The organism is Comamonas sp. JNW (assembly GCF_003105075.1).
Classification (GTDB): Bacteria; Pseudomonadota; Gammaproteobacteria; order Burkholderiales; family Burkholderiaceae_C; genus Comamonas; species Comamonas squillarum.
In genome coordinates this window covers 174,524-186,820 of sequence record NZ_QETI01000001.1, presented here as the reverse complement: position 1 = coordinate 186,820, position 12,297 = coordinate 174,524, and the positions used below count along the sequence as shown (strand labels likewise).

At 64.2% G+C, this 12,297-nt stretch carries 11 protein-coding genes; 8 read left to right on the top strand and 3 right to left on the bottom strand.

Features of this window, described 5'->3' with window-relative positions; genetic code table 11:
- The first annotated feature begins 149 nt into the window (after positions 1 to 149).
- From DCO45_RS00825 to dgoD, 5 genes are all read left to right on the top strand, one after another.
- Positions 150 to 743: a TRAP transporter small permease gene (locus DCO45_RS00825; protein ID WP_116924072.1), complete on the top strand. Its 594-nt coding sequence runs from the start codon at positions 150 to 152 to the stop codon at positions 741 to 743.
- A complete protein-coding gene (locus DCO45_RS00820; protein ID WP_116924071.1) occupies positions 740 to 2,020 on the top strand; it encodes a TRAP transporter large permease subunit in 1,281 nt (426 codons plus the stop codon). The genes DCO45_RS00825 and DCO45_RS00820 overlap by 4 nt, the downstream gene beginning before the upstream one ends.
- 103 nt (positions 2,021 to 2,123) lie before the next feature.
- On the top strand, positions 2,124 to 3,149 hold the full coding sequence (locus tag DCO45_RS00815; RefSeq protein WP_116924070.1) for a DctP family TRAP transporter solute-binding subunit: 1,026 nt from the start codon (positions 2,124 to 2,126) through the stop codon (positions 3,147 to 3,149).
- Between the two features lie 42 nt (positions 3,150 to 3,191).
- On the top strand, positions 3,192 to 4,229 hold the full coding sequence (locus DCO45_RS00810) for an L-idonate 5-dehydrogenase (RefSeq protein ID WP_116924069.1): 1,038 nt from the start codon (positions 3,192 to 3,194) through the stop codon (positions 4,227 to 4,229).
- Positions 4,230 to 4,291: 62 nt separating this feature from the next.
- Entirely contained in the window at positions 4,292 to 5,440 is a 1,149-nt protein-coding gene (dgoD, locus tag DCO45_RS00805) for a galactonate dehydratase (RefSeq protein WP_116924068.1), read from the top strand.
- A 45-nt stretch (positions 5,441 to 5,485) separates the two neighbouring features.
- Here dgoD and DCO45_RS00800 read toward each other — a convergent pair whose 3' ends face one another.
- Positions 5,486 to 6,223 (bottom strand): SDR family oxidoreductase, encoded by a 738-nt coding sequence (locus DCO45_RS00800; RefSeq protein WP_207788032.1) that lies wholly within the window; start codon positions 6,221 to 6,223, stop codon positions 5,486 to 5,488.
- A 131-nt stretch (positions 6,224 to 6,354) separates the two neighbouring features.
- On the opposite strand from DCO45_RS00800, the gene DCO45_RS00795 reads away from it, so the two are divergent.
- Positions 6,355 to 7,245, top strand: a complete 891-nt coding sequence (locus tag DCO45_RS00795; protein ID WP_116924066.1) for a LysR family transcriptional regulator — start codon at positions 6,355 to 6,357, stop codon at positions 7,243 to 7,245.
- A gap of 152 nt (positions 7,246 to 7,397) precedes the next feature.
- Here DCO45_RS00795 and fusA read toward each other — a convergent pair whose 3' ends face one another.
- Positions 7,398 to 9,509, bottom strand: a complete 2,112-nt coding sequence (fusA, locus tag DCO45_RS00790; RefSeq protein ID WP_116924065.1) for an elongation factor G — start codon at positions 9,507 to 9,509, stop codon at positions 7,398 to 7,400.
- 283 nt (positions 9,510 to 9,792) lie between these two features.
- Between fusA and DCO45_RS00785 the strand changes: the two genes are divergently transcribed.
- Positions 9,793 to 10,134 (top strand): helix-turn-helix domain-containing protein, encoded by a 342-nt coding sequence (locus DCO45_RS00785; RefSeq protein WP_116924466.1) that lies wholly within the window; start codon positions 9,793 to 9,795, stop codon positions 10,132 to 10,134.
- 60 nt (positions 10,135 to 10,194) lie between these two features.
- Complete coding sequence (queC, locus tag DCO45_RS00780) at positions 10,195 to 10,893, top strand: 7-cyano-7-deazaguanine synthase QueC (RefSeq protein ID WP_116924465.1); 699 nt, start codon at positions 10,195 to 10,197, stop codon at positions 10,891 to 10,893.
- A 105-nt stretch (positions 10,894 to 10,998) separates the two neighbouring features.
- On the opposite strand, the gene DCO45_RS00775 is transcribed toward queC, so the two are convergent.
- The gene (locus DCO45_RS00775; RefSeq protein ID WP_116924064.1) at positions 10,999 to 12,276 is read right to left on the bottom strand and encodes a glycosyltransferase; all 1,278 of its coding nucleotides are present in this window, start codon (positions 12,274 to 12,276) and stop codon (positions 10,999 to 11,001) included.
- Positions 12,277 to 12,297: the final 21 nt, after the last annotated feature.

Genomic DNA, 12,297 nt, shown 5'->3' with positions numbered 1-12,297 from the left:
TGGGCCCAGGCCGGCATAGGCTGCGTCCGCTCCCTGCATTTCTTTTAAAGGTTCTGGCAGCGCCTCATGGCGCGGCGCTGCCGGCATAGACATACAAGCATTCAGGTGGCGGCACGGCACAAGGCCGCGCTGCCGGGAAAGGTGTTGCCATGGGCAAGGTACTCAAAATGCTCGCCGACGGGCTGACGCGCGCGCTGGAAATCGCCATGGTGCTGTGCATGCTCGTCATGCTGGTGATGGTGTTCGGCAATGTGATGCTGCGGCTGTTTTTCAATACCGGCATTGATCTGTCCGAAGAGGTGCCGCGCTTTGCCTTTGTGTGGCTGACCTTTCTGGGCGCCATCGTGGGCATGCGCAAGCGCGCCCATCTGGGGGTGGACCTGATGGTGCAGATGATGCCGCTGGCCGGCCGCCGCGTGTGCTGGGGCCTGAGCCAGGCCATCATGCTGCTGTGCTGCGTCTATATCGTCTACGGCACCTGGCTGCAGCACGACATCATCGCGGGCAATGCCTCTCCGGTGGCCCAACTGAGCATGCTCTGGGTCTACGGTGTGAGCTATTTCACCGGGGCGGCCATTGGCTTCATCTGCCTGTCGAACCTGGTGCGTCTGGTGCTGGGCAAGGTGGCGGACGATGAGCTGATCGATGTGCAGGAAGAGGGCATGGAAGAGGCACGCGAGGCCGAGCACGCCATGCAGGAGCAGACCCCATCGCAGGCCCGGTCCCAAGGAGGTCGCGCATGACCATCTTCATTTTTATCTCGTCGCTGCTGGGCCTGATGGCGCTGGGCATGCCCATTGCGTTTGCGCTGATCGGCTGCGGTCTGGCGCTGATGTACTACATGGGCTTTACCGATCCGCAGATCGTGGTGCAGAACATGTGGGATGGCGCCAACAGCTTCCCACTGCTGGCCGTGCCGTTTTTCATGCTCGCGGGCGAATTCATGAACGCCGGCGGCATGACGCGCCGCATCATCCACATGGCCATGGCCTGGATTGGCCATATCCGGGGCGGGCTGGGCTATGTGGCCGTGGGCGCTGCGGTCATCATGGCCTCGCTCTCGGGCTCGGCCGTGGCCGATACGGCGGCACTGGCCGCCGTGCTGGTGCCGATGATGCGCAAGGCCGGCTATGAGGTCAACCGCTCCTGCGGCTTGATCGCCTGCGGCGGCATCATCGCGCCGGTGATTCCGCCATCGATCGCAATGATTCTGTATGGCGTGACCGGTGGCGTGTCCATCACCAAGCTGTTCATCGCCGGCATTGTGCCGGGCCTGTTGATGGGTGCCGCGATCTTGCTGGCCTGGCGCTGGTGCATTGGCCGTGACCCGATCGTCACCGAGCCCAAGCGCAGCACTGCTGAACGCCTGGCCGCCACACGCCAATCGCTGTGGGCGCTGGTGCTGCCGGTGGTCATCATCGGTGGTCTGAAGTTCGGCTGGTTCACCCCGACCGAGGCCGCCGTCATGGCTGCGATGTACTCGCTGCTGGTGGGCATGTTCGTCTACCGCGAGATCAAGCTGAACCAGCTGTTTGGCCTGATCTACCGCGCAGCTGAGACCACGGCCATCATCATGTTCCTGGTGTCGGCCGCCGGTGTATCGGCCTGGCTGATCACCACCGCGAACATTCCGCAGCAGCTGGCCGCGCTGGTCGAGCCGCTGATGGACAACAAGATGCTGCTTACCTTTGCGCTGATGGTGCTGGTACTGCTGGTGGGCACGGCGCTGGATTTCACGCCCACGGTGCTGATCATGACGCCCGTGCTGATGCCGGTGCTCAAGCAGGCGGGCATCGACCCGGTCTACTTCGGCGTGCTGTTCATCATGAACAACGCCATCGGCCTGGTCACCCCTCCGGTGGGCACCGTGCTCAATGTCGTCTGCGGGGTCGCCAAGATACCGATGAGCGGCGCCATCAAGGGGGTGATTCCGTTCATGGTGGCCCAGACGATTGTGATGTTCCTGCTGGTGGTGTTCCCGCAGATCGTCATGTGGCCGCTGGAGATGATGAGCCGCTAAGCCTCAAACCGTCACCCCAAACCCATTCATTGAAGAGTCTTGGGTGCTTGCAAGCAGCAAGCGCCAAGGGCGGGCTTTGCCCAAAAAAGACAAGGAGCCAACCATGAAATTGATTCCACGCCGCAGCCTCGTTGCAGGCCTGGCATGCGCCACCTTGGCGGTGCTGGGCCTGACGCCCGCGCAAGCCCAGGAGGGCAAGCGCGCACGCCTGGGCCATTCCTTTGCCGATTCGCACCCCCGCGCCATCGCGATGAAGCAGTTTGCCGCCGATGTCGCCAAGTCCACCGATGGCAAGGTGCAGATCGATGTGTACAGCAGCGCCACCTTGGGCAGCGAAGACAAGATGCTGATTGCAGTGCAAAGCGGCACGCAGGACCTGTACATGGGCGCGCTCTCGCCCATCGCCGCGCGCAAGAAGTCGCTGCAGATTTTTGATTTTCCGTTTCTGTTTGCCAGCGATGCCGAGGCCGCCCATGTGCTCGATGGCCCCGTGGGCCGCCAGATGTTGGGCGACATTGCCGATATGAAGATGCGTGGCCTCGTCTGGGCGGGCGGCGCCTTCCGCAATATGTCCAACAGCAAGCGGCCGCTGGCGACGCTGGCGGACATGAAGGGTTTGCGCGTGCGCGTGATGCAAAGCCCGATGGCGCTGGCCAGCTTCAATGCCATGGGCATGAACGCCGTGCCGATGGCCTTCTCCGAGGTCTATCCCGCGCTGGAGATCAAGGCGCTCGATGGCTATGAGCACCCGGTGGTCGACATGTATGCCAACAAGATGTACGAGGTGCAGAAGTACCTGACCATCACCAACCATGTATACACGCCCGTCGCACTGATCGCGTCCGAGAAATGGTGGTCGGGCCTGACGCCCGCGCAGCAGCAGGCCGTGCAGCAGTCCGCCGAAAAGGCCCGCACCCTGCAGCGCAGCGAAGAGCTGCGCCAGGCTGGCGAGGTGGTCGCCCAGCTCCAATCGCATGGCATGCAGGTGGGCGAGATGCCCGCTGCCGAGCTGGAAAAGATCCGCGCTGCGGTGCAGCCGGTGATCGACAAGAACCAGGCGACCGTCGGCCAGGAGTTTGCCCAGTCGTTCTATGCAGCGCTGGCCATCTACCGCAATACCAAACGCTGATCCTTCAGTGCGCCATCACACACCAACCTAGGAATTTCTGATATGGAAGCGCTCGTTATCCACGCACCCGGCGATCTGCGGGTGCAATCCGTCCCCGCGCCTGCGCCTGGGCCTGGCCAGATGCTGGTGCGGGTGCGCTGCGGCGGCATCTGCGGCTCTGACCTGCATTACTACCAGCACGGCGGCTTTGGCACGGTGCGCATCAAGGAGCCGATGGTGCTGGGCCATGAGGTCTCGGGCGTCATCGAATCGGTAGGCGCTGATGTGCAAGGCTTTTCTGCCGGCCAGCGCATCGCAGTCAGCCCCAGCTGGCCCTGCGGCCAGTGCCGCTTTTGCCAGATGGGCCTGCAAAACCACTGCCTGGACATGCGTTACTACGGCAGCGCTATGCGCACGCCCCATGTGCAAGGGGCGTTTCGCCAGCAGATCGTCATCGAGGCGCACCAGGCCCATCTGCTGGCCGCGCAGGTGAGCGATGCCGAAGGGGCCATGGCCGAGCCGCTGGCAGTTGCGCTGCATGGCGTGCAGCGGGCCGGCCCGCTGCTGGGCCGTAAGGTGCTGGTGACGGGATGTGGGCCGATTGGTGCGCTGGCCATCATCGCCGCGCGCCGCGCAGGCGCCGCGCACATTGTGGCTACCGACATGAGCGCGCACCCGCTGGCCAAGGCCTTGCAGGTGGGCGCCGATGAGGTCGTGCATGTGGGCGAGTCGCCCGATGGCCTGGCCCGTTACGCGGCCGACAAGGGCCAGTTCGATGTGCTGTTCGAGGCCAGCGGCAACCCGCATGCCTTGCGCGGCGCCTTCGATGTGCTGCGCCCGCGCGCCACCATCGTGCAGCTGGGGCTGGCCGGTGCCGAGATGACCTTGCCGATCAACACGCTGGTGGCCAAGGAATTCGACTGGCGCGGCTCGTTCCGCTTCCATGAGGAGTTTGCCACTGCGGTGGCCCTGCTCAACAAGGGCCTGGTCGATGTGAAGCCGCTGATCTCCGCCACCTTGTCCTACCGCGATTCGGCCCGCGCCTTTGCGCTGGCGGCCGACCGCTCGCAGGCGATGAAGGTGCTGCTGGACTTTGAGTGAGCCTGCGCACCAGCCCCAGCCACCACTGCTGATTCCCACCCTCATTTTTCTCAGTTCTTCCCATGAAAATCGTCAAGCTCACCACCTTTATCGTGCCACCGCGCTGGTGCTTTCTCAAGATCGAAACCGACGAGGGCATCGTTGGCTGGGGCGAGCCGGTGGTCGAAGGCCGCGCCCACACCGTGGCTGCAGCGGTCGAGGAACTCTCCGACTACCTGGTGGGCCGCGACCCGCGCAACGTGCAGGACCTGTGGAATGTGATGTACCGCGCCGGCTTCTACCGGGGCGGGCCGGTGATGATGAGTGCCATCGCAGGCGTCGACCAGGCGCTGTGGGACATCAAGGGCAAGGCGCTGGGTGTGCCAGTGCATGAGCTGCTGGGCGGCAAGGTGCGCGACCGTATCCGCGTCTACTCCTGGATTGGCGGCGACCGCCCGGCTGACACGGCCGCGCAAGCGCAAGCCGCCGTGGCGCGGGGCTTTACCGCCGTCAAGATGAATGGCACCGAGGAGATGCAGTACATCGACAGCCACGCCAAGGTGGAGCAGGCTGTGGCCAATGTGGCGATGATCCGCGAGTCGGTGGGCAAGCACATCGGCATTGGCGTGGACTTCCACGGCCGGGTGCACAAGCCCATGGCCAAGGTACTGATGCGCGAGCTGCGCGACTTCAACCTGATGTTCATCGAAGAGCCCGTGCTCAGCGAGCACCTGGAGGTGATCCCCGAACTCGCCGCCATTGGCGCCGCTCCGATTGCACTGGGCGAGCGCCTCTATTCGCGCTGGGATTTCAAGCGCGTGTTTGCGCAGGGCGGTGTCGACATCATCCAGCCCGATCCGTCGCATGCCGGTGGCATCACCGAGACCTGCAAGATCGCCGCAATGGCCGAGGCCTACGATGTGGCCGTTGCGCTGCATTGCCCGCTGGGCCCGATTGCGCTGGCGGCCAACCTGCAGATCGATGCGGTCTGCTACAACGCCTTCATCCAGGAGCAAAGCCTGGGCATCCACTACAACCAGGGCAATGACCTGCTCGACTACGTGCACAACCGCGATGCCTTTGACTACCAGGACGGCTATGTGGCGATGCCCGGCGGCCCGGGCCTGGGCATCGAGGTGAACGAGGCCTATGTGGCCGAGCGCGCCAAAGAGGGCCACCGTTGGCGCAACCCGGTATGGCGCCATGCCGATGGCAGTGTGGCGGAGTGGTGAGGCAAGGCGCCTCAACCCGGGTGTCTTGCAGAGTGGGGTGGCGGTTTAGGCCACGCCGCCATTGGCGCGCAGCACCTGCCCGTTGATCCAGCCCGACTCCTTGCTCGCCAAAAAGGCGACCACGGCCGCGATGTCCTCGGGCTCGCCCAGGCGCTCCAGCGGCGGCATCTTGGCAAAGTGCTCAATTTGCGCCTCGCTCTTGCCGGCAAAGAACAGCTCGGTGGCGACCGGGCCGGGGGCTACCGCGTTGACGGTGATCTGGCGGCCGCGCAGCTCCTTGGCGAACACGCGGGTAAAGGCCTCGACTGCGGCCTTGCTGCCGTTGTAGATCGCGTAGCCGGGCAGGTTCAGCGCCAGCGCGGTGGTCGAGAGGTTGATGATGCGCCCGCCTGTGTTGAGGCGCGTGGCCGCTTCGCGCAGCGTGTTGAACACGCCCTGGGTGTTGATCGCAAAGGTCTTGGCAAACAGCGCATCGCTGGTCTCGGCCAGGGTGCTGGTGGCGAGCACGCCGGCGTTGTTGACGAGCACATCAATCTGGCCCAGCTGCTTCTCGACGGCGCTGAACATCGCCTGTACCTGGTCAGCCTGCGAGATATCGGCGCGGATGGCCATCGCTTGGCCACCTTCTTGCACCAGCGCCTGGGCCAGTGCTTCGCCCTCTTGCGCGTTGTTGGCGTAGTTGATGGCGATGGCATGGCCGTCGTGGGCCAGGCGCCGGGCAATGGTGGCACCGATGCCGCGCGATGCGCCGGTGATCAGGGCAATGGATGTGGGCTTGGTCATGTCTGCTTTCATATCGTTGATCGAATGGCTGGATTTTTCACTATTCCATTCAAAAGATCATTGCACTGATTTGAATTTTATAATTCGGTTTACTTTAATAATCTACGCCGCTTTGGGTTGGCGTTGCTGCGATGGACCGCTTTCAGGAAATGCAGGTATTTGTGCGGGTGGCCGACCGCAGCAGCTTTGCGCAGGCCTCGGATGATTTGCAGATTCCGCGTGCCACGGTGACCAACCTGGTCCAGCGGCTGGAAGCGCGGGTGGGCGCGCGCCTGCTGGACCGCACCACGCGCCAGGTGCGGCTGACGGCCGAAGGAGAGGACTACTACCGCCGCTGCACCCGGCTGCTGGCCGATCTGCAGGAGGCCGAGAGCGCCTTTCGCCATGCGCCGCCGCAGGGCTTGCTGCGGGTCAACCTGCAGGGAACCTTGGCGCGCTTTTTTGTGATGCCGCATCTGGGGGCGTTTGCGGACCAGTACCCGGAGGTGCAACTGCACATGGCCGAAGACGACCGGCTGGTGGACCTGGTACGCGAAGGGGTGGACTGCGTGCTGCGGGCCGGCAGCCTGCAAAGCTCATCGCTGATCGGGCGCCAGGTGGCGTCGCTGCGCCAGGTGACGGTCGTCAGCCGTGCCTATGCCCAGCGCCATGGCCTGCCGCAGTCGCTCGATGACCTGGCGCAGCATGCCGCTGTGGCCTATGTCTCCAGCGCCACGGGCCGGCCGGTGGCGCTGGAGTTTTGCGTGGGCAAGCAGGTGGTCGAGCGCCGCTTGAGACCTAGCATCACCGTCAACGGCGCCGATCTGTACACCGGCGCTGCGCTGGCAGGCTTGGGGATGGTGCAGGTGCCGCGCTACCGCATTGCGCAGGCGCTGCAAGAGGGCGAGTTGCTGGAGGTGCTGCCCGATCTGCCACCGCCGCCGATGCCCGTCTCGGTGCTGCACCCCTACAGCCGCCAGCCGTCGGCGCGGCTGCGGGTGTTTATTGACTGGCTCGCAGAGCGATTTGTGGATGTAACTTAGTGGCGCATTGGCTGGTGTCGAAAGGCAAGGCAGCCCAGCCATCTGGCCGGGCACTTGCGTGAGCGCAGGCGGACAGCGGACAAAAAACAGGCCCACAGCCTGGTGGGCGGTGGGCCTGGGTTCAGCCAGCAGCAGCTGGCATCTCCGGTCGCTTAGCGGTTCGACCGGGTCGCAATACCGGCTACCACATGGGCTGGCGCTTCGGTGTAGCGCTTGAACTCCATCGTGTAGGTGGCGCGGCCCTGCGTCATCGAGCGCAGCTGCGTGGCATAGCCAAACATCTCGGACAAGGGGACCTCGGCCTTGATGCTCTTGCCGCCACCGGCGATGTCATCCATGCCCTGGACCATGCCCCGGCGCGATGACAGGTCGCCCATCACCGTGCCGGCATAGTCCTCGGGCGTTTCGACCTCGACGGCCATCATCGGCTCCAGGATGACCGGGTTGGCCTTCTTCATGCCTTCCTTGAAGCCGAAGATGGCCGCCATCTTGAAGGCCTGCTCGGACGAGTCCACATCGTGGTACGAACCAAAAGTGAGGCGCACACGCACATCCACCACCGGGTAGCCGGCCAGCACGCCGGTTGCCAGCGCCTCGCGCACGCCTTTCTCAACGGCGGGGATGTACTCGCGCGGCACCACACCGCCCTTGATCTCGTCGACAAACGCAAAGCCGTCGCCGGACGCCATCGGCTCCAGGGTGAAGACCACATGGCCATACTGGCCCTTGCCGCCCGACTGGCGCACAAACTTGCCGTCCACATCCTTGACCGTGTTGCGGATGGTCTCGCGGTAGGCCACCTGGGGCTTGCCCACATTGGCCTCCACATTGAACTCCCGCTTCATGCGGTCGACGATGATCTCCAGGTGCAGCTCGCCCATGCCGGCGATGATGGTCTGGCCCGATTCCTCATCGGTGCGCACGCGGAACGACGGATCCTCGGCGGCCAGGCGCGACAGCGCAATGCCCATCTTTTCCTGGTCGGCCTTGGTCTTGGGCTCGATCGCTTGCGCGATGACGGGCTCAGGAAAGGACATGCGCTCCAGGATGATGGGCGCGCTCGGGTCGCTCAAGGTCTCTCCGGTCGTCACCTCTTTGAGGCCCACACAGGCGGCAATATCGCCGGCGCGGATCTCATCGATTTCCTGGCGCTCATTGGCATGCATCTGCACGATGCGGCCAATGCGCTCCTTGCGGCCCCGGATCGGGTTGTAGACCAGGTCGCCCTTGCTGAGCACGCCCGAGTAGACGCGCACAAAGGTCAGCTGGCCCACAAAGGGATCGGTCATCAGCTTGAAGGCGAGGGCAGAGAACTTCTCGCCATCGTCGGCGCGGCGCGTGAGCACCGTGCTGTCGTTCTCGTCTTCGCTGTGGCCGGTCACCGCAGGCACATCCAGCGGCGACGGCATGAGCTCGACCACGGCGTCCAGCAGGCGCTGCACACCCTTGTTCTTGAAGGCCGAGCCACACAGCATGGGCTGGATCTCGGTGGCAATCGTGCGCAGGCGCAAGCCGGCAATGATGTCAGCCTCGGGCAGATCACCATCGCTCAGGTACTTGTCGGTCAGCGCTTCGCTCGCTTCGGCAGCGGCTTCCACCATCTTGGTGCGCCACTCCTGCGCCGTCGCCTGCAGCTCGGCGGGAATCTCCCGGTACTCGAACTTCATGCCCTGCGAGGCCTCGTCCCAGATGATGGCCTTCATCTTGATCAGGTCGATCACGCCCGAGAACTCGGCCTCGGCACCAATCGGAATCACGATGGGCACAGGGTTGGCTTTGAGGCGGTCCACCATCATCTGGCGCACGCGGAAGAAGTCCGCACCAATGCGGTCCATCTTGTTGACAAAGGCCAGGCGCGGCACCTTGTACTTGTTGGCCTGGCGCCAGACGGTTTCGGACTGCGGCTGCACCCCGCCCACCGAGTCATAGACCATGACGGCGCCGTCGAGCACGCGCATGGAGCGCTCGACCTCAATCGTGAAGTCCACGTGACCGGGGGTGTCGATGATGTTGATGCGGTGCGCCGCAAAGTTGCGTTCCATGCCCGACCAGAAGGCCGTCGTCGCGGCCGAGGTGATCGTGATGCCGCGCTCTTGCTCCTGGGCCATCCAGTCCATTGTGGCGGCGCCATCATGCACCTCGCCCAGCTTGTGGCTCACCCCGGTATAGAACAGGATGCGCTCGGTCGTCGTGGTTTTTCCGGCATCGATGTGCGCAGAGATGCCGATGTTGCGATAGCGTTCTATGGGGGTATGGCGGGCCATGTTGACCTCCTTGGGTCGGTTTTTTCAGCTGGATTCAGCTGCTTGTTACAGCCCTGCGCGCTCCCACTTTGCGACATCCGGCGCCTTCAAGACAGCACCGGCACAGGGCCAGAAAAGGATGATATTAATAGTACGAAGACAATCGTACTGTTAACATGGGTATTGCCCGATTGGGGACAATAGGGCCCATCTTGCTGCCGGGCGTGCAGACGCAGGCAGAATGGCGCCCTTTGAACTGGCCTGGCAGGCCGATGCACGCGCCTCGTTGGCGCATGGACCCCGGATGATCCCTCACCACCCTGAAGCTGCGCAGATCCATTTGGAAAATGTGCTCACCGCCCTGGGCAACCCCACGCGCCTGGCGGTCGTGCGTGTGCTGGCCGATGGCCAGGAGCGCAGCTGCACGGCGCTTTTGCGCGACCAGACCAAATCGACCATGACGCACCACTGGCGCGTGCTGCGCAGCAGCGGCGTGATCTGGCAGCGCCCCGTGGGGCGCGAGAACCTGCTGTCGCTGCGGCGCGAGGACCTCGATGCCCGTTTTCCCGGCCTGCTCGACGCGATACTCTCGGCCACGCGCGACGATGCGCTCACCGATGCCAGCACGGCCTGGGGCGGGCGCTGAGTCTGGCCCCTGCCAACACAAGCCTGGTTTTTTGATTTTTGATGGATGGAGAAGCGCAGCATGCAAGACGCCAAGGCGCTGGTACTTTTTTCGGGTGGACAGGATTCCACCGTCTGCCTGGCTTGGGCCTTGAGCCGCTATGCCCAGGTCGAAACGATTGGCTTTGACTACGGCCAGAACCACCGGGTGGAGCTGGAGTGCCGCAGCACCGTGCTGGCTCACCTGCGCGCGCAGTTCCCGCAGTGGGCGGCGAAGCTGGGTGAGGACCACCTGCTCAATATCGATGTGCTCGGCCAGATCAGCGATACGGCGCTGACCCGCGACGCCGCGCTGGCCTACCAGGCCGACGGCCTGCCCAACACCTTTGTGCCGGCGCGCAACCTGGTGTTTTTGACCTTGGCCTCTGCGGTGGCTTACCGCCGCCAGTGCACGGTGCTGGTGGGCGGCATGTGCGAGACCGATTTCTCCGGCTATCCCGACTGCCGCGACAACACGATGAAGGCCATGCAGGTGGCGCTGAGCCTGGGCCTGGGCCGGCAGCTGGTGGTGGAGACGCCTTTGATGTGGATCGACAAGGCGGCCACCTGGCAGCTGGCGCAGGACCTGGGTGGCGACGCCCTGACCGCGCTGGTGCAGGAAGACACCCATACCTGCTACCAGGGCGACCGCAGCGAGCGCCATGACTGGGGCTATGGCTGCGGCGAATGCCCAGCATGCGCGTTGCGCGCACAGGGCTTCGCGCGTTGGAAGAGGGGCTAACACGACCCTTGATACAGCGTTGCGGAGCCTTGTCTTACATAGGGTACTGCCTGCAGCTCTGCGCCTCGTCTCAAGGGCCGTCTGAGCCCCCACGAATACTCTGCCTCAGCGCGGCGCCACCAGCGGCGCCTTGCGGTTGGCCATGGCCCGCGCAAACAGCGCCATAAAGCGGGGCGCCACCTTGGCGATATGGTAGGCCTTGCCGGTCTCCAGCGCGGCCAGGGCATAGCGCTGGCGCCGGGCCGGGTCGCGGCGCAGCTGCCGTATCGCCTCAATCCAGTCGTCGTCGTTGTCGGGCAGCAGGAGGCCGTTGACGTTATGGGTGATCAGCTCTGGCGCAAAGCCCCAGTTGGAGCCAATCACGCAGCCCCCGCGCGCCAGGATCTCCATCAGCCCCCAGTTGGCCACGCCATAGCGCAGCGGGTAGAGGAAGAGATCGACCTCGGCGAGCAGCGCCGAGAACTGCGCATAGGGCAGGTGGCCGGGGAACTCGATCACATCGGCGGCGGGGTAGACCTTGAGCAGGTGGTCGCGAAAGCTCTCGACCTTGCCGCCATAGCGCCGCTCCACCCATTGCTGCTCATAGCCATAGGTGGAGGCCTTGGCATCCCCTATGGCGATAAAGCGCGTGTTCTGGCCATCGCCTTCGCGCACCATGCGGTCCACCAGCCTGATATAGGTCTCAAAACCCTTGGCGCTCGAGAGATCACGCGCCGAGAACGCGATCGTAAAGGGCTTGCCGCCGCCGCCCGATTTGGATGCTTCATCGCTGGCCGTGCTGAAATTGCGCAGCGGCGGCTGGATATCAAAGCCCTCGAACTGCACCGCAATCCGGTCCTGCAATAGCGGCGGGAACATCGAGCGCGCATAGGCGCTGGGCACGATGGTCAGGTCGCTGCACAGCACCTGGTGAAAGCTCAGCATTTCGGTGTTGCGGTCGCCCAGGCGCTGGGCCTGGTCGGGCGGGTAGGCGGCATCCCAGCCATGGGCCAGGTAGCTGGGGAACTCGATATAGCTGATGATGGCGGCTTGCAGCTCGCCATAGAGCCAATTGGGCGCGCCCCAGAGCGAATGGGCGACGACCACATCGATCTTGCGGCCCTGGGCGGTTTCAAAGTCTTCCAGCGCCTTGAGCACGCCCCGGCAGATGCGCGCCGAGCGCTCGACCTTGTCCGAGTAGTAGTAGCTCTGGGGGCCGACGATCAGGCCGTCGGGCTGGAACGACAGCAGGTGGTCGCAGTGCTTTTCGTGGTTGGCCTTGTGGCCGGGCGTGGTCATGAACCAGGCATCTGCGATGCCCTGGGCACGCAGGTGGCTGCACAGCAGGCTGTACTGGCTCGGGTAGACCGCACCTACAAAAACGATCAGAGGTTTGTCTGTCATGGTCGGCAAAAGGTCGGGGTC